The 16,550-nt window shown below is 70.0% G+C and carries 16 protein-coding genes; 6 read left to right on the forward strand and 10 right to left on the reverse strand.

Translation table 11 applies throughout. The features are described 5' to 3' along the window. Nucleotides 1-64 precede the first annotated feature (64 nt). Both MJQ72_RS39795 and MJQ72_RS39800 read right to left on the reverse strand, forming a co-directional pair. Complete coding sequence (locus MJQ72_RS39795) at nucleotides 65-937, reverse strand: ATP-NAD kinase (protein WP_240596057.1); 873 nt, start codon at nucleotides 935-937, stop codon at nucleotides 65-67. Beyond that, nucleotides 888-1,577 (reverse strand): DUF998 domain-containing protein, encoded by a 690-nt coding sequence (locus MJQ72_RS39800; protein ID WP_240596058.1) that lies wholly within the window; start codon nucleotides 1,575-1,577, stop codon nucleotides 888-890. The genes MJQ72_RS39795 and MJQ72_RS39800 overlap by 50 nt, the downstream gene beginning before the upstream one ends. A gap of 132 nt (nucleotides 1,578-1,709) precedes the next feature. Between MJQ72_RS39800 and MJQ72_RS39805 the strand changes: the two genes are divergently transcribed. Further along, nucleotides 1,710-2,969, forward strand: coding sequence for a sensor histidine kinase (locus MJQ72_RS39805; protein ID WP_240596059.1), 1,260 nt, complete (start codon nucleotides 1,710-1,712; stop codon nucleotides 2,967-2,969). Further along, complete coding sequence (locus MJQ72_RS39810; protein ID WP_240596060.1) at nucleotides 2,966-3,634, forward strand: response regulator transcription factor; 669 nt, start codon at nucleotides 2,966-2,968, stop codon at nucleotides 3,632-3,634. The genes MJQ72_RS39805 and MJQ72_RS39810 overlap by 4 nt, the downstream gene beginning before the upstream one ends. Nucleotides 3,635-3,637: 3 nt before the next feature. Here the strand turns inward: MJQ72_RS39810 and MJQ72_RS39815 are convergent, their stop codons facing one another. The 4 genes from MJQ72_RS39815 to MJQ72_RS39830 all read right to left on the reverse strand — a co-directional run bounded on the left by MJQ72_RS39815 (nucleotide 3,638) and on the right by MJQ72_RS39830 (nucleotide 7,095). Further along, nucleotides 3,638-4,315: a hypothetical protein gene (locus MJQ72_RS39815; RefSeq protein ID WP_240596061.1), complete on the reverse strand. Its 678-nt coding sequence runs from the start codon at nucleotides 4,313-4,315 to the stop codon at nucleotides 3,638-3,640. A gap of 235 nt (nucleotides 4,316-4,550) precedes the next feature. Continuing rightward, a complete protein-coding gene (locus tag MJQ72_RS39820) occupies nucleotides 4,551-4,754 on the reverse strand; it encodes a cold-shock protein (protein ID WP_005163378.1) in 204 nt (67 codons plus the stop codon). 248 nt (nucleotides 4,755-5,002) lie between these two features. Beyond that, a complete protein-coding gene (locus MJQ72_RS39825; protein ID WP_162836881.1) occupies nucleotides 5,003-5,173 on the reverse strand; it encodes a hypothetical protein in 171 nt (56 codons plus the stop codon). Nucleotides 5,174-5,433: 260 nt separating this feature from the next. Beyond that, nucleotides 5,434-7,095, reverse strand: coding sequence for a thiamine pyrophosphate-binding protein (locus MJQ72_RS39830; RefSeq protein WP_396427027.1), 1,662 nt, complete (start codon nucleotides 7,093-7,095; stop codon nucleotides 5,434-5,436). A gap of 171 nt (nucleotides 7,096-7,266) precedes the next feature. Between MJQ72_RS39830 and MJQ72_RS39835 the strand changes: the two genes are divergently transcribed. Then, nucleotides 7,267-8,499 carry a hydroxyacid-oxoacid transhydrogenase gene (locus MJQ72_RS39835; RefSeq protein WP_240596063.1) on the forward strand — a complete coding sequence of 411 codons (1,233 nt, stop codon included), beginning with the start codon at nucleotides 7,267-7,269 and terminating at the stop codon, nucleotides 8,497-8,499. Then, nucleotides 8,493-8,915, forward strand: a complete 423-nt coding sequence (locus MJQ72_RS39840) for a thioesterase family protein (protein ID WP_240596064.1) — start codon at nucleotides 8,493-8,495, stop codon at nucleotides 8,913-8,915. Before MJQ72_RS39835 ends, MJQ72_RS39840 begins: the two co-directional genes overlap by 7 nt. A gap of 49 nt (nucleotides 8,916-8,964) precedes the next feature. Here MJQ72_RS39840 and MJQ72_RS39845 read toward each other — a convergent pair whose 3' ends face one another. The 4 genes from MJQ72_RS39845 to lanKC form a co-directional block, all read right to left on the reverse strand. Then, complete coding sequence (locus tag MJQ72_RS39845) at nucleotides 8,965-10,695, reverse strand: ABC transporter ATP-binding protein (RefSeq protein WP_240596065.1); 1,731 nt, start codon at nucleotides 10,693-10,695, stop codon at nucleotides 8,965-8,967. Continuing rightward, nucleotides 10,692-12,359, reverse strand: coding sequence for an ABC transporter ATP-binding protein (locus tag MJQ72_RS39850; protein ID WP_240596066.1), 1,668 nt, complete (start codon nucleotides 12,357-12,359; stop codon nucleotides 10,692-10,694). Before MJQ72_RS39850 ends, MJQ72_RS39845 begins: the two co-directional genes overlap by 4 nt. A gap of 213 nt (nucleotides 12,360-12,572) precedes the next feature. Continuing rightward, the gene (locus MJQ72_RS39855) at nucleotides 12,573-12,716 is read right to left on the reverse strand and encodes a SapB/AmfS family lanthipeptide (RefSeq protein ID WP_123798255.1); all 144 of its coding nucleotides are present in this window, start codon (nucleotides 12,714-12,716) and stop codon (nucleotides 12,573-12,575) included. Nucleotides 12,717-12,755: 39 nt separating this feature from the next. Then, the gene (lanKC, locus tag MJQ72_RS39860) at nucleotides 12,756-15,296 is read right to left on the reverse strand and encodes a class III lanthionine synthetase LanKC (protein ID WP_240596067.1); all 2,541 of its coding nucleotides are present in this window, start codon (nucleotides 15,294-15,296) and stop codon (nucleotides 12,756-12,758) included. Between the two features lie 426 nt (nucleotides 15,297-15,722). Here lanKC and MJQ72_RS39865 point away from each other — a divergent pair, with 426 nt between their 5' ends. Both MJQ72_RS39865 and MJQ72_RS39870 read left to right on the forward strand, forming a co-directional pair. Beyond that, the gene (locus tag MJQ72_RS39865; protein ID WP_240596068.1) at nucleotides 15,723-16,088 is read left to right on the forward strand and encodes a hypothetical protein; all 366 of its coding nucleotides are present in this window, start codon (nucleotides 15,723-15,725) and stop codon (nucleotides 16,086-16,088) included. Further along, the gene (locus tag MJQ72_RS39870) at nucleotides 16,081-16,503 is read left to right on the forward strand and encodes a hypothetical protein (protein ID WP_240596069.1); all 423 of its coding nucleotides are present in this window, start codon (nucleotides 16,081-16,083) and stop codon (nucleotides 16,501-16,503) included. The genes MJQ72_RS39865 and MJQ72_RS39870 overlap by 8 nt, the downstream gene beginning before the upstream one ends. Nucleotides 16,504-16,550: the final 47 nt, after the last annotated feature.

The following is a 16,550-nucleotide window of genomic DNA, read 5'->3' on the forward strand; positions in this document are numbered from 1 at the left end:
TCTGTTCAGGCCAGTGTGCCCGGGCGTCCCGGGGAGCGGAAGGTCTCTGTGACCTGGGCGAGGTCTACCCGGGGAAGGGGGCGTCGGCCAGGCGGGACGCGGAAAAGGCACCCGTCGGTTTCCGGCCGAGCAGCAGGCCGGTCCTGGTGGCCTCGGCCATCACGGCGCGGACGTCGACGCACCACGGGCCATCGGGCTTCAATTCGACGAAAGCGCTCTCTCCGGGCTTGAGCACGAAATGCGGCTGGCCGTCCAGCGCGATGGAGCCGCCGGCGGCGGCGAGATCGACGCGGACCCCGGCGTGCAGCACGCTCCAGCCGCGTACGCCCACCTCACGGACCTCGCCGGGCGCGATCGGCGCCTGCACGACGTACGGCGTCTCGTCGACCGGCCCGAGCGAGACCGCGACACCGTCCACAGTGGACTTCGGGCTGGGGCACAGCCGCCCGGGGATGCTCGACAGCCCGACCCCGTCCGGAACCGCGAACGTGCAGTACAGCTCGGTCAGCGACGCGGGATCCCACCGGCTCTCCGAGCACACGCTGACGTCGATCAGCGCGATCTCACGGCGGGCCTTCGTGACGACCTCGAGCACGGTGGCGCGGTTCGTGACCAGGTCCGTGTCCACCTGATGGGTGGCCACCAGCCCGGCGGCGAGCCCGGCGACGGTGGACTCGTCGGCGCCCCCTGCGGGGAGCATCAGCAGCGGGACGTCACCACAGGCGGCCGCCGCGGCCCGCATCATGCTCTCGTTGCCCAGGCAGATGAGCACGCTCGCACCCGCGTCCACCATCCGGCGGACGGTGCCGATGATCTTGCCCGCGTCGGTCCACACCATCACGCGGCCGACGCCGGCCACCCTCAGTGCCGAACGCAGGCTCTGGATGTCACGCTCCGAAGCGGGGTTCGCCACGATCCCCGCAACCGCTTCGCCCACATGTCCTCCGCTGCCGCGCCAAGTCCCTACTAGGAAACGACGTCCGGGCCACGAAAGAAAGAGTTGCACGAGGTTGCATCACAAAGTCACCGTGGCTCCGGCGGGCGAAGGCGACCAGCAGGGCGAGTTCGAGGACCAGCAGGATCCGTTCGGCCAGGCCGCTCACCGCACCGGCGTCGCCCAGGAACGTCGACACGAAGACCACCAGCGCCGCCAGCGTGGCGCAGGACGACCGCCGGGCCGCACCGAGGACCAGCCCTGCCGTCGGCAACGCGGCGAAAGCGGCGAGCGCCACATACCGATGGATCGCGCCGTGCCAGGTCAGCGGCTGGTCCATCGGCTCCTGGGGGAACACCGCGAGCACGCACAACCCGATGCCGAACACGGAGACGAGCCTGGCCGCCCACACCGCCCCGGACAGCCGGACGCCTGCCGCGACGGCCAGCGCGCCGAAACCGGTGGCGAGCATCGCGACCCCGACGAGCCGCGCGCCCTGGCCGACGTGGACGTACTCGCTGAAGGTGGTGGCGAGCGGATCGACCGCCCCGGCGCTGACGATCTCGACGTAGATCGCGATGGCCACCCCCGCGGCCAGCCACGCGAACGCGGACAGCCGGAGCAACCCCCTGATGTCGTTCATGCGACGAGCCTGGCCGCGCGCGGCCGTCCGGCACATCCCTCCCGGGCGAGCAGTCCGCCTCACCCCGTGGGGGGCTCCTGGTGTCCCCCTGGAGGGGATGTGCCCGGTCCGCGGCGTCGTTAGCGTCGAGCCATGGACTCGTACGGCGCCTCCGTGGGGTGGGCGCTCCTCACCGGCCGCGACGCCGATCTCGAACCGCCGTCCGCCTGGTGGCGCGGGCCGGTCTGGGTCAAGGCCCTCCTCGCCGGGTCCGCGCTCGCGGTGCTGGCGGGCCTGACCTACGGAACGTGGGCGCGTTACCTCGGCGGCAGCAGCGCGCCGCTGGTCTTCTTCCTGCTGCTCCTGCAGATCGTGCCGCCGTTGCTGGTCGTCAAGCGCCCGCTGACCGCCGTCCGGGTGGCGGCGGCGGGCATGGTCGCCGCGATCGTCGCGGTCCTCTTCCCCGCCGACCACACGCCGTTCGGCCCGCACCTGTCGGACTGGCCGTTGCAGATCCATGTCCTGCCGTATCTCCCGGTACTCGCGATGACGCTCGCCCGCGCGAAACCCGGGCAGGGCAGGGGGATCTCGGCCATCGCCGTGACGCTGGCCGTCGCGGTCGGCATCGCCCAGCTCCCGCGCGCGGGCACGAAGACCTTGGTGTGGTCGCTGATCGTGGTGGCCGCGACCATCGCGGCCGGATACGGGATGCAGCAACGCCGCCGGGCGCTGGAGCAGGCCGACGCGGCCGAGCGCACGACGGTCGAGGAGCGGGCCAAACGGGCCACGTTGCAGGAACGCGCGCAGATCGCCAGGGAACTGCACGACATCATCGGCCATCACCTCTCGCTGATCGCGCTGCGGACCGACAGCGCCCGCTATCGCGTCCCGGACGTGTCCGAGGCGGCGGAGGAGGAGTTCCGTGCCATCGGGGTCGCGGCGAGGGAAGCGCTCGACGAGGCCCGGCGGCTGGTCGGCGTGCTGCGTGACACGGACGCCGAACCCGAACACGAGCCGCAGCCGGGCCTCGCGGAGGTGCCGGCGCTGATCGACGGCTGCCGGGCCTCCGGTATCGAGATCCGCGCGGAGATCGACGGCGGGGACGACGTTCCCGCCCTGATCGAACTGGCCGCGTACCGGATCCTGCAGGAGGCGCTGAGCAACGCGGCGCGGCACAGCCCGGGAGCGGACGTGGACGTCGAGGTGCGGCGGACACCGGACGGGCTCACGCTCCTCGTCGAAAACGGGGCGCCGTCAAGGCTCGCGGCGCCCACGGCGGGCGACGGCACCGGCCTTGCCGGGATCGCCGAACGCGTTACGCTGATCGGCGGCACCTATGCGGCCGGGCCGCGGCCGGACGGCGGTTTCCGCGTGGCCGTCAGGCTGGATCTCCCGGGGGTGGGTGACGCGTGACGTCCGTCTTCATCGTCGACGACCAGGCCCTGGTGCGAGAAAGCTTCGCCGGCTTGCTGAACGCGCAGCCGGGGCTGGACGTGGTGGGCCAAGCCGGTGACGGGATCGCGGCGCTCGCCGGTATTTCCGCCTTGGCGACGCCACCGGACGTCGTCCTGATGGACATCCGGATGCCGGTCATGGACGGCCTCGAAGCGACGAGGCGGTTGCTCGAAGGCGAAGGCGAAGGCGCGAAGCCGAAGGTGATCGTCTTGACGACGTTCCATCTGGACGATTACGTCTACGAGGCGCTGCGGGCGGGCGCGAGCGGATTCCTGTTGAAGGACGCGCCGTCCGCCGAGCTGATCAAGGCCATCGAAGTGGTTTCCGCCGGTGATGCGCTGCTCTCCCCCGCGGTCACGAAGCGGCTCATCGCGAACTTCGTGGCCGCCGCACCGGTTCCGCGGCCGTCCCCGGCGCGGTTCGACGTGCTCACCGAACGCGAGCGGGAAGTGCTGCGGTTGATCGCGAAAGGGCGGTCTAATCCGGAGATCGCCGCGGATCTGGTGCTCTCGGCACAGACCGTGAAGACGTATGTGGGCCGGATACTGGCGAAACTCGGGGTGCGGGACCGCGCCCAGGCGATCGTGCTCGCGTACGAGGCGGGACTCGTCTCCCCGGCCTGAGAGTCACCAGGAAAGCGGCCGGGGCTTCCGCTCGGCGGGCGAACTGCCCGTCAGCACGCGGACGCCGAGCGGGACGAGCACCAGGCCGAGGGCCACCGCGGTGACGATGCTCAGGAACTCGCTTTCCTTCAGGACTCCCATCCAGAGGGTGCACGGCCAGAGGAACAGCAGCGCCCGCCCGGTGCCGAAGGTGCCGGCCCGGAACGCCCCGATGGCCAGCAGCAGTCCCCCGGCGTATTGGCCGACCGACGCGGTGACCGGGATCCGCCACAACCCGTAGGACAGGTCGACGTAGTCGTCCATGACGAGCCTCGTCGCCTGGTCCAGGCCGAGCTTGTCGACGAGCTCGAAGGCCGTCAGCTCGACGCCTGCGAAGTAGACCCGCGCGAACAAACCGAGCGCGAGTAGCAGGAATCCCCAGACCGCCAACGCCGGTGCCTTCGCCGCGACGATCTTCGCCAGCATCAGGAAAGCCGGTAACAGGAGGATCGCTCCGAGCAGGAAGACCGAGTACGCGGCCGTCACGAAGGCGGGGTTCGCGGCATACGCGGCCAGCTGCCCAGGCGCCGCGAAGGGCTGCTGGTCGAACCATGCGACCTGCTCCGGCGTGAAGTCCTTGAGCACCAGATGCCGCAGCAGCATTCCCGCGAACCAGACGAGCGGGGCGAGAATCAGTGCCACTCCGCCGATCCATCGGCCTGTTCCACCGTTCATGGTGGAATCGTCGCCGGGACGGGCGACACGGGGCAGCGCACGAAAGTCAGGCGGAGGCGTCGACTTTCGTCAGGATCGGGGGCGGGCAGGCACCGCACTCATGTGCTTGAAGGCGTAACTCGTGTGATCGCCCGAAGCCGTCCCGGAAAAGCAGCAGGGCCGCCTCCCCGAGGGGATGACGGCCCTGCTTGGAAAACCTGGATCAGATCACGGTGACCGAGGTGGCCTGCGGACCCTTCGCGCCCTGCCCGATCTCGAACTCCACGCGGGCGTTCTCCTCGAGGGTACGGAAGCCGTTGCCCTTGATCTCGCTGTAGTGCACGAAGACGTCGCCGCCGCCGTTGTCGGGAGTGATGAAGCCGAACCCCTTCTCGGAGTTGAACCACTTCACAGTGCCCTGAGTCATAAAATCTCCATATGCAACACAAACAAACAGGAAGCCACGTCGGCAGCCCGGGTCATGACCAGACGGTTTGCTTCCCCGGAAACACGAGGAGACACTACGCCCGCTGAGTTCTGCGAGCGTGAACCAACACGAACACAAAAATCGAGACCTGGTGCAGTAAAGCACACCTCACGCAGGCCGACAAGCGCCATCACCCGGGTGTGCGCCGACGCACTGTACCTCTCCGGCCGGAGCGGTCACCGGCCGGGCTATTCCCCGCTGGCCGCGCGCAACGGCGCCTCGTTGCCGAACGGCGAACGGCGCAACGCCTCCCGGTTCGTGGCCACGACGGCGATGTCGTGGGTCTCCGCGTCCGCGCTGAACAGCACCGGCACCACGCCGGAAACGGACTTGTCCTGTGGCTTCGCTTCGTCAGCCATGTTTTCTCCCAGTGTCAACACAACGCTCTACGTACGTACTGCGTGCCAACAACCACACCGGCCATTGCCCCGGTCCATATCGGACTCTCGGTGTTGCCGCGATTGTGCCACGGCCGACCGACAAAATCCGGTGTCCGCGACCGAAAGTCGGCCGAGTCGTCACCTCGCTCCCACCCTTCGGGGCAGGTGAAGACGGCACCACAAGGGTTTCTGTGTATCCCCTGAGAAAACGTACCGCCCGGTAATGGGCGTGGCGGCCCCTACTGGCCGCCCTGTTGCGGCCTCGACGCGCCCAGCAGAGTCGTCAGCCGGATGTCCGGCGTCACCACGTCCGGATCCGTGCGGATGTCGATCACACAAGGCCGTTGCCGCACCAGCGCGCTGGCGATGATCGGCTCCAGCTCTTCCCGATCGTCCACGGTGTACCCGGCGGCGCCGAGGCCGCGCGCCCACGACGCGAAGTCGGTGATGGGGACGGTGACCCCCGAGAGCCGCCCGTGTTTGCGCGCCTGGTGCACGGCGAGCGGGCCGTGCACTCCGTTCTGGAACACCAGAACGGTCACCGGGACGCGGTAGCGGACGGCGGTCTCGATCTCCTGCCCGGTCATGAGCGCGCCGCCGTCGCCCGCCATCGCGATCACCGTCCGGCGTGGTTCGGCGAGTTTCGCCGCGACCGCCGCGGGGACCGCGTAGCCCATGGCCGCGTTGCTCGGCCCGAGCTGGCTGCGCGGCGCGGTGAAACACCAGTAGCGGTGCATGAACTGGGCGAAGTTGCCCGCGTCGCTGGTCACGATCGCGTCTTCGGGCGCGAGTTTGCGCACCGCGCGGATGACGTCGGCGGGGTGGACCCGGGTGGCGCCGCTGGTGTCGGGCGGCGTCATGAAGGTGTGCACCGCGGCGTTCGCGGCCGACGCGCGCCGCTGCCTCGGCGAGGCGACATTGCGCAGTTCACGCAGGAAGGGCTCGACCTCGGAGTCGACCCGGAAGGTCAGCCCGCCGCGGCGGGCGGGCTCGATCCCGGTGCCGACCAGCACCAGCGTCTGCGACGGCGTCGGGTAGCGGAAGGACTGGGTGGTGACCTCGTCGAGCTGCGTGCCCAGCGCGAGCACGAGATCCGCGCGCTCCAGCGCGTCGAGCTGCCGCGCGGGGATGCCGATGCCGAGATGGCCGGCGTAGCGCGCGTGGTTCTCGGGGAAGGCGTCCTGGCGGCGGAACGCGTTGTACACCGGCAGCGCGAGCTCGTCGGCGACGGCGATCAGCTCGTCGCGCGCCGCGCGGGCCCGGCCGCCGACGATCACCACCGGGTAGCGGGCCTCGTCGACCAGCTGCGCGACGGCCTCGGCGGTCCGGCCGAGCGCGCCGGTGGCGGGCGGCCGCACGGCGGCGACCGGTTTCGCCGAATCGAACGGGACACCCCAGAAGTCGGCGGGGACGGCCACGACGGTGGGTCCGGGCCGACCCTCCCGGCAGCGGGTCAGCGCCTCGACCAGCAGGCCGGGGACCTCGTCGGGGGATTCCGCGCGGCCGGTCCACTTCGAGATCGGCTCGAACATCGCGGTCAGGTCGGCGGTGGGCAGCTCACTCGTCGGGCCGGGATCCTGCGGCGGGTTCTCCAGGAGGACGACCATCGGGCTCTCGTCCTGGTACGCCGTGGACACGCCGATCGCGAGGTTCGCCGCGCTCGGGCCGCGGCCCGCCAGCAGCACCGCGGGGTGCTCGGTCAGCTTGCCTTCGGCCTCGGCCATGAAGGCGGCGCCCGAGTCGTGTCTCGCCGACACGAAGGTGATCGAGCGCTCGCGTTGCAGCGCGTCGAGCAGATCCAGGAAGGACTCACCCACCACCGCGTACACGCGGTGGATCTGCGCCTCGGTCAGGATCCGCACGGCCGTCTGGGCGACGGACGCTCCCGGTTGGTATCTAATGAGAAGAGCTTAGGCGGGCGGTGATCGGTGCCGTCAAGCGATCTTCCGATTCCGGCAACCCCGGAGCGGCGGAATGTCCGATATTCGGAACGTGTTCGAGCAAGGGAGCACGAAAACGTGACCTCAGCCACCGCCGGACGTGAAACTGTTTTCACTTACGGGGCGCCGGCCTTGAAGTACGGCACCGGGTCGAGCGATGAGATCGGCTACGACCTCACCCAGTACGGCGCGCGCCGCGTACTCGTCCTGACCGACGCGGGCGTCGCCGCGACGGGCTGGCCACAACGGATCGCCGAAGGCATCGAGAGCTATGGCATCGAAGCCGTCGTCTTCGACGGCGTGCACGTCGAGCCGACCGACGTCAGCATGCGGAAGGCCGTCGACTTCGCCCGCGGGCAGGGCGAGTGGGACGCCTTCGTCGCCGTCGGTGGCGGGTCGGCCATCGACACCGCCAAGGCGGTGAACCTGTTGACCAGCAACGACGGCGACCTGATGGATTACGTCAACGCGCCGGTCGGCGGCGGCCGCGCCCCTGGCTCGCCGCTGAAACCGCTGGTCGCGGTGCCGACCACGACCGGGACGGGCTCGGAGAGCACCACGGTCTGCGTGCTGGACGTGTTGTCACTGCGTGTGAAGAGCGGCATCAGCCATCTCCGGATGCGCCCGAGCCTCGCCGTGGTCGACCCGAGGCTGACGGTCTCGCAACCGCCCGAGGTGACCGCCGCCAGCGGGATGGACATCCTTTGCCACGCCGCGGAAAGCTACACGGCCAAGCCGTACACCGAGTTCGACCGGAAGCGCCCGGAGGACCGCGTTCCTTACTGTGGCTCGAATCCGCTGGCCGACATGTTCGCCGAGCAGTCGCTGCGGCTGTTGTCGTGGGCACTGCCCGCGGCCGTGCGGGACGGCTCGGACATGAAGGCGCGCGAGGCGATGGCGCTCGCGGCGACGTTCGCCGGGCTCGGCTTCGGCAACGCCGGGGTGCACATCCCGCACGCCAACGCGTATCCGATCGCCGGGCAGGTGCGGGAGTTCCATCCGTCCGGGTATCCGGGCGACGAAGCGATGGTGCCGCACGGGATGGCCGTCTCGCTGACGGCGCCGGCGGCGTTCCGGTTCACCTTCGACGCCGCGCCCGACCGGCACATCCGGGTGGCGCGGCTGCTCGCGCCGGACTACGAATGGCCGGGCGATCTGCGGGATCACCTGCCCGCGGTGCTCGGGCAGATCATGCGGGAGATCGGGATCCCCAACGGGATCGGCGCCGTCGGCTACTCCGAGTCCGATGTGGACTCGCTGGTTTCCGGCACGGTGAAACAACAACGGCTGCTGGCGACGGCACCGCGCGAGGCGTCGGAGGCGGACCTCGCCGTCATCCTGCGGGAGTCGGTGACGCTGTGGTGACCGCCGAGTATCCGCACTGGCAGACGGTTCCGTTGCGGTGGAAGGACAACGACGTCTACGGGCACGTCAACAACGTCGTCCACTATTCGGTGATGGACACCGTGATCAACACCTGGTTGATCGAACGCGGCGGCCTCGACATCGAGACCGGTGAGGTCATCGGGTTGTGTGTGGAATCGCAGTGCAAGTACCACGCTTCGGTGTCGTTCCCCGGAGAACTCGAGGTCGGCCTGCGGGTGGGCCATCTCGGCCGGTCCAGCGTCCGCTACGAGGTCGGGATGTACTCGAAGGAGACTGTGATCGCGGAAGGGCACTTCGTGCACGTCTTCGTCGACAGGACGTCTCGACGTCCAGTTCCTGTCGAAGGCCTCCTTCGTGCGGCCCTCGACGAGCTGAAGGGGACTTTCGCCGCATAAGACGCGGTGAAGGACGCTTTCGTCGCATCGCATGCGGTGAAAGCGTCCTTCAGCTCCTTTGGACCGGAGGCGCACTGGGCTGGGGTAGCCGCGGCGACCAGGCGTGCATGAGCTGGGCGTAGCGCGTGGACCGGTCCATGAGTTCGAGGTGGCTGCCCAGTGCGGTCTCCTTGCCGTCCATCACCAGGACCCGGTCCGCGCGCAACGCCGACGACAGCCGGTGCGCGATCACCACCAGCACCCCGCCCCGCTCGGCGAACGCCCGTTCCGCGCGGGCTTCGGCGGGCGGGTCGAGGTGCGACGTCGCCTCGTCGAGGATGACGACGCCCGCTTCGCTCGCGTAGACGCGCGCGAGCGCGATCAGCTGTGCCTCGCCGGCGGACAGCGTGCCGTGCCCGATCTCGCCGTCGAGCCCGCCCAGCCGCGTGACCAGCGGTTCCGCGCCGACGGCCGCCACCGCCGCCAGGAGTTCGCGGTCCATCGCCGTCTGCGCGAACAGGCCGACGTTGTCCCGCACGGTCCCGGCGAAGACGTACGCCTCCTGCGGGATCAGCGCGATCATCCGGTGCCGCAGCGCCGCCGGGACCTCCCGGACCGGCACTCCGCCGAGCAGCACCCGACCGCCTTGCGGTGCGAGCATGCCGGTCAGGAGCCCGGCCAAGGTCGACTTGCCGATCCCGCTCGGTCCCACGACCGCGAGCCGCTCGCCGGGCCGCAGGTGCAGGTCGAGTCCGCGCACCACCGGCTGCGCGGCCACGCCCCAGCTGAAGGTCAGGTCGCGCACGTAGATCGCGGTCCCGTCGGGTTCGGCCGTGCCGTCGGCTTCCGGCTCCGCCTCGGCCGTCTCGGCGAGCCGCCGCAGCGCGACGATCAGCCGCAGCACCACGGTGCTCGCGGTCGCGGCCAGCCCCCGCAACGCCGGCTGCATCGTCGTCGCCAGGTAGACGAGCGCGCCCAGCGCGGCACCGGCGGTGAGCACCCCGGCCTCGACCATGCCCGGCGCCACCAGCAACGCCAGGAGCAGCGGCACGAAACCACCGGTCGCGATCACCACCGTCCTGGCCGCCCCGGACCGCGCCACCCGCACGGCCGCCTTGGCCTGCGTTTCGATGGCGTCGTAGAGCTCCAGCGCCGCCAGGGGTTCCGCGCCGCACGCGACGATGTCACGCATCCCGGACAGCGACGCGCCCGCGACCTCGGCGGTCCGCTCGTCGGCCAGCGCGAGCGCGCGCTGACGCCGCGCCAGCGACGGGAGCAGGCAGGCGAACACGAGAACCGAGACCACCACCGGGATCGCCACGATCAGGGCGAGCGAACCGGCGACGGTGAACAACCCGGCGAGCGCCGCCACCGTCGTCACGATCATCCCGCGCGCCTGCACCAGCAGCCCGGCCGTGGCGTCGCGCACCACCTCGACGTGCTGGGTGATGCGGGCGACGCCACTGGCGTCCGGCTGATTGCGCGGTGGCGCCGGATCGTGCAGGACCCCGCGTACGACGGCGGTCACCAGCGCGTCGCGCAACGGCTCGACGACCTTGCCGAGCTGATGCCACACCAGCCGCGAACCGAACGCGCCGATCACCGCGACCAGCCCGAAGACCGCGAGCCAACGCAGTCCGGTGCCTGGCCGATCCGCGGCAAACCCCTCGTCAACCGCGAGTTCGACCAGGCGACCGGACAAGAACGCGGGCGCGCTCTCCAGCACGGAGCAGGCCAGCAGGACCAGCCCGCCGCGCCACTGCCCGGCCAGCGCCGAGCGATAGAGCCCCCAGACGCTCATTGCGCGCCCTCGGTGAAGACAGCTCGATAAGCCGGATTCCGCCACAGCCCGGCATGCGCGCCGACCGCCCGGACGCGGCCGTCTTCCAGCCACACCACCGTGTCCGCCCGCGACGCGGTGGCGGCGCGATGCGTCACCACCACCCTGGTCCGGCCGGGGAGCGTGCGTTCGATCGCCTCCTCGACGGCGGCTTCGGTGACCGTGTCGAGGCTGGCGGTGGCGTCGTCGAGGATGAGCACCCGCGGCGCGTGCGCGATCGCGCGGGCCAGGCCGATCCGCTGCGCCTCCCCGCCGGAGAGCGGTGTCTCCCTGAGCGGCGTCCGGTAGCCGTCCGGCAGCCGGACGATCAGATCGTCGACCTGCGCGGATCGGCAGGCGGCGCGCACGGCGGCCTCGCCCGCCCACGAGCCGTAGCCGACGGCGTCCCCGATCGTCGCGCCGAGCAGCGCGGGCCGTTCGAAGGCGAACCCGACCACCGCGCGGAGTTCGTACGGCCGCAGCTTCTCCAGCGGACGGCCGTCGAGCGTCGCCGTCCCCTCGTCCGGCGACAGGAGTCCACCGAGGACGTTGACCAGCGCGGACTTCCCCGAGCCGGACCGCCCGACGACCGCGGTGAACCGGCCGCCCCGCACGAGCAGGTCGACGTCGCGCAACGCGCCTTCGACGGTGACGCCGCGCAGTTCGAGCGTGCCCCGCCCGGGGACGACGCCGAGTTCGCCCGGTTCGGGGACGGGCGACTCCAGCACCTCGGTGATCCGCCGCGCACACGACCGAGCGCGGGAAAGCGTGGTGAGCAAGGGAATCTGCGTGATGAGCCCCATGCCGAGCGCGACGTAGCCGAGGGCCGCGAGGACCTGGCCGACGGTCAGCCTGCCTTCCAGCACACCGAAACCGGCGGCGGCGAGCACCGCGAGTTCGACCGCGGGCAGCAGCAGACCGGAACGCCACACCATCCGCGCCTGCGTGCGCCACATCCCGCGGCCGGCGAGGCTCAGTTTCGGCAGGGGCCGCAGGACACGGTCGGCTTCGCGATCGGCGGTGCCCGACGCGGCGATCGTGCGGAGCCCGGCGACGGCGTCGACCATCCTCGCCGCGAGTTCGCCGGAAACCTCTTGATAGGTGAGGACGTCGTCGGCGGTGTTCTTCAGATGGGTGCGCGCGAGCATCAGGCCGAACGGGATGCTGCCGAGGAAGACGAGCGCGAGCCGCCAGTCCATCAGCGCGAGCAGCACGACGGCCCCGCCGGAGATGAGGGTGGTCGACCCGAGCTGGACGACGACCGAGGCGACCAGTCCCGCGCCGGTGCAGTCGCCGGTGAGCCTGCTGATCGCGTCACCGTCGGCGAAGGTCGATCCGGTGCCGAGCGCGAGATAGCGGTCGGCGAGTTTCCGGCGCAGCCAGGCCGTGGCGGACGCGGTCATCCGGGCGGTGAGGATGCCGCCGATCAGGCCGACGGCGATCTCGGTGACGCCGAGGACGATCAGCCAGGAGACCTCGGGCAGGCTGGGCCGCCCGGCGACCACGGCGTCGACCGCGGCGGCGAGCGCGCCGGGCAGGAGCAGCCCCGCCGCCGTCCCGGCGAGCGCGCTGAAGATCAGCGCGATCAGGCGGGGGCGATCCAGCGCGGTCACCTTGACCAGCAACCGATCGGCGGAACCCGCCATCCCACTCCTTAGTCTCGGGTCGGAGGCGAGGGCCCCCTTCCCCTCGTCTCACGCGGTGAAGGGCGCTTTACCCGCATCGCATGCGGTGAAGGGCCCCTTCAGCCACTCCTCAACACCGTGATCCCAACGAGATGAACCGGAAGGCAAAATGAAGACGCGGGAGCGGCGCACTTGGCCTGTGCCGCTCCCGCGCCTTCAGTGATCAGCCGTGACTCAGTGGCAGGTCAGCAGGCTGACGGTGCTGTTCGCGCAGGAGGCCAGCAGGCTGAGGTTGCTCGCGCCGCCGTGGCTGCCACCGCCGCCGCCTTCGAGAACCTCGGGGGCTTCCAGGGCCTGCAGGTCGAGAACCAGTTCCATGGTGTTCCCTTTCACTAGTTACCTCTTGGTCCGCCGTCCTCATCGGACGGCAGTTCGGGAGGACAGGAAGGGCAGCGCGGCCTTCCCGTCCAGGGTGGCGGCCAAGGCGAGCAGGACGCCCGCGCCGCCGGTGACGACGTCCATCGACAGCCGCAGCAGCTGGTTGCCGGGGAACGCCAGGCCGCCCTTGTACGGCACCGCGTACCAGGCGAGCCGGGAAAGATGCAGGTCGATGGCGTCGCGGACACGCTGGTCCGGTTCGGCGCCCATGGCGAGCGCGGTCATCAGCCCGCCCCTGCCGAACAACAGCCCGGGGTGGATGACGAACTCGCCTCGGCACGCTTCACGCAGGCCGGGAAGGCTCTTCAACGCCTTCGCGTCCGGGCGGTGCTTCGCCAGCTCTTCGGCGACCATGAGGATCCCGGCGCTGCCGACACCCGCGTACGGCAACGTCCGGGTCTCGCCGTCGCGGACCTGCAGCGAACCGTCGTCGGACTCGACGCATTCCTCGATGTCACGCTCCAGCGCCTGGTCGGCGAAGGACAGCCAGCCTTCTTCACGGGTGCGCTCGAACAGTCGCACGAACAGCAGCGCCGGACCGGACCAGCCGTTGAGCAGCCCGGCGCGGCCGAAGTCGCCGGGCGGGTCGGCGATCTCGAGCGCTTCGGCGAGCCGGACGGCGGTGGCGAGCGCCTGCCTGCCGAACTCGTTGTCCTTGCGGGCCACCGCGAAGTGCAGCTGAGTGAGCCCGATGCCGGACAGGCCGCCTTCCAGGCCGTGGTCGGTGGTCTGCTCGACCAGCCTCGCCGACGCCGCCAAGAGTTTGGTGGCCTCTTCCCGGTATCCGAGTTCTTCGAGGACGTACGCGATCCCGTACGAGCCGTCGTAGAACCCCGGCCGTCCCGGCGGATCGCGGCGGATCGAGTCCAGCAGCCAGCGCTCGTGGGCGGGATGCCGATGACCGGCGCCGTGCAGGGCGTGGAGGACGCCGGCCGCGCCGTAGCCGAAGCACGCGCCGCCGACGCGGAACTGTTCGATGTCGCCGGGGAAGAGCCGGTCGGTGCGCTCGGGGGTCGCGCTGGCGAGGATCGCCTCGGTGATCTGCTTGCGGACCAGCGCCCAGTCGGGTCGGTCCTGGTCCAGCTCCGTGGTGCTCGTGAGCGGCGGCATGTTCCGGGGCGCGAGCTCCGCGACGATCGAGTCGGCGTAGCCCTCCGGGACGTCGAAGCGCTGCTGGACGAAGTCCGCGAGACCGCGCAGCTTCGCCGGGGCGAGTTCGAGGAGCGTCGTGAGCGGAAGGAAGATCCACAGCTTGAGGACGGCGAGCGCGTACTCGTCGACCTCGAACCCGTTCCGGTCCCTCGGGGCACGGAAGCCGGGCGCGCCGAGCGCGGGCCGCGTGCCGCTTTCGATGTCGGCGGCCATCTCGAAGTCGATCAGGGAGACGGTGTCGTCGTCCCCGTCGACCAGGATGTTCAGCGAGTGCAGGTCGCCGAAGACGATGCCGCGGCCGTGCACCTCGCCGAGGGTCGCCTCCACCCGCCGGACCAGCGCCAGCGCGCGTTCGGTGTACGCGGCGATGTCGGCCTCGGTGGTGTCGCGCCTGGTGAGCGGGTAGTTGCGGGCGAGCCAGTTGCCGAGCGAGACGCCCGGCATGTACTCCATCGCCAGGAAGTGGTGCTCCCAGACGGTGAAGCGGTCGTAGGCGGCGGGGATGCCGTCGATGCCCTTCAGTCGCTCCAGCACCTCGTGCTCACGGCGGAGGCGTTCGACGGCGTCGACCTCGTCGCGGTCCAGGCCGGCGAACGGCCGGGCCTCCTTGAGGACCACTCGTTCGCCGTCGGACTTCCGGTCGGCGAGGTACACGCCGCCGCCGTTCGAGAAGTGCAGCGAACTTTTCACCTGATAGGGGAACTGCTCCGCGCTGCCGCTCTTGCGAGCTGCGAGATGAGGGGCGAGGAACTCCGGAATCGTCACCCAGTCGGGTACGGAGAAGGTCGGTTCGCGCTTGTCCGGGACCAGCGTGCCGTCCGGTTTGCGGACCGCGAGAACCCGCTTGCCGTCGAGTTCGACCCATTGCTCGGCGAATCCGCCGTAGCGGACGTAGAGCGGCCCGGCACCATACCGAAGATCACTGAGAATGTACGCCCCTGGTTCGCCGTCGAGCTTCGCCGACAACGCGACGAGAACACGTTCGAGCTCGTTGTTGTCAGCTGGATAAAGAGTCAGTAACTTACCGCTTCCGTCACGCGGGGCATATTTGGAATTCCTGGCGAGCAGGGTCGTCCGCGAACGCAGATGCTTGTAGGACACGGCGTGCTCGACACAATGCTCGTGCACCTTCACGAGCACCCGCTCGGCGTTGCCCAAACCTGCCGACACGTGGATTTTCCAGCCCTGCAAGGGAAGGTTTCGAGCAACAGGGTGCAACAACCGCCACACTCCACGCACTCCGGTGCGCCAGCCGTCCCCGGGGGCGGGCAGCAGGGAGGCGAAATCGTCGGCGGCGTCCCCCGTTTCCCGCTGTTCATCGAAGAACAGTGGATCGGCGAAGCAATACGCTTCGTACCGGACGTCCATCGAACAGCCCCTCCTTGGCACCAATCGGATGGGCCATGTGCACCATCGCGATGCAGAATATTCCACCTGCCGGACCCCGAACGGCCAATCCGCCATATCGGGGGTTCGGATGGGCTGTTCAGGGTCGTGAATTCGAAATCTACCGAATGGTAGGGGTACCCAGCGTGAGATCAACTCGGATTCCAACCACCCGGTCGGTGTGTAACAGGAACGCACCGGCGTCGTAATCCCAGGTCGAAGCGCGGAAAACAATATTGCGCGACGGAATTGACAGAGCGCCAACCGGCCGCGCTTCGTGATCTATTCACCCGAGGTCTGGACCACTGCCCCGGCCCGTGGCGCCCGCCACGCGGCCCACCGGTCGCCCGTCGGCGGTGATCCGCCCGGAGGTACGTTGTCGCCGGTGGAGCGGGTAAGGAGGCCGACGTGATCACAGGGTTCGCGGTGACCGTCGCGATCTGCGCGACGCTGGTCGCGGTGTGGAGTTTCGTCCAGGCGGCACGCAAGAAGCTGCCGGACAACGCGCTGCTCGCCGGCCTCGCCGTACTCGAGGTGCTCCTGGTGGCCCAGCTCGTGATCGGCGTGGTCCTGCTGATCGGCGGCGGCCGCCCCGGCAGCATGGCCACCTATCTCGCCTACCTGATCGGCTGCCTGGTCGTGCTCCCGCTCGGGACGTTCTGGGCGCTGGCCGAGCGCACCCGGGCGAGCACCGCGATCCTCGGGATCGCCTGTCTCGCCATCCCGGTGATGGTGCTGCGGCTGCACGAGGTGTGGGCGGGCGCCAGTGCCTGAAGAAACCGAGGAGAAGACGGTGGACACCGCGACGGACAAGGCCTCCGGCCCGGGACGGATCCTGGTCGCCGTGTACGCGATCTTCGCGCTGGCGGCGACCTCACGCGCCGCCGTGCAGATCAGCACCAAATTCCACGAAGCCCCGCTGGCCTACGCCCTGTCCGCGTTCGCGGCCGTCGTCTACCTGCTGGCCACCGTGGCACTGGCCCGCCGCGGCGCGGGCTGGTGGCGGATCGCGCTGATCGCCTGCGGCGTCGAACTGCTCGGCGTGCTGACCGTCGGCACGTTCAGTCTCTTCGACCGCGAGGCCTTCCCGCACGCCACCGTGTGGTCGGTCTACGGACAGGGCTACCTCTTCATCCCGCTGGTGCTGCCGGTGATCGGGCTCTTCTGGTTGCGTAGGGCAAAGCCGTAGCGGAGAGCGTTGGGCTCGTGAGTGGCAAGGACGGTTAGAACCGTCCT

This window comes from Amycolatopsis sp. EV170708-02-1 (assembly GCF_022479115.1).
Classification (GTDB): domain Bacteria; phylum Actinomycetota; class Actinomycetes; order Mycobacteriales; family Pseudonocardiaceae; genus Amycolatopsis.

What these genes read in the sequence shown, in the direction of transcription:
- MJQ72_RS39800 (WP_240596058.1), bottom strand. Translation starts at nt 1,577, where the DNA reads ATGAACGACATCAGGGGGTTGCTCCGGCTGTCCGCGTTCGCGTGGCTG.
- MJQ72_RS39805 (WP_240596059.1), top strand. Translation starts at nt 1,710, where the DNA reads ATGGACTCGTACGGCGCCTCCGTGGGGTGGGCGCTCCTCACCGGCCGC.
- MJQ72_RS39820 (WP_005163378.1), bottom strand. Translation starts at nt 4,754, where the DNA reads ATGACTCAGGGCACTGTGAAGTGGTTCAACTCCGAGAAGGGGTTCGGC.
- MJQ72_RS39825 (WP_162836881.1), bottom strand. Translation starts at nt 5,173, where the DNA reads ATGGCTGACGAAGCGAAGCCACAGGACAAGTCCGTTTCCGGCGTGGTG.
- MJQ72_RS39845 (WP_240596065.1), bottom strand. Translation starts at nt 10,695, where the DNA reads ATGAGCGTCTGGGGGCTCTATCGCTCGGCGCTGGCCGGGCAGTGGCGC.
- MJQ72_RS39850 (WP_240596066.1), bottom strand. Translation starts at nt 12,359, where the DNA reads ATGGCGGGTTCCGCCGATCGGTTGCTGGTCAAGGTGACCGCGCTGGAT.
- MJQ72_RS39855 (WP_123798255.1), bottom strand. Translation starts at nt 12,716, where the DNA reads ATGGAACTGGTTCTCGACCTGCAGGCCCTGGAAGCCCCCGAGGTTCTC.
- lanKC (WP_240596067.1), bottom strand. Translation starts at nt 15,296, where the DNA reads ATGGACGTCCGGTACGAAGCGTATTGCTTCGCCGATCCACTGTTCTTC.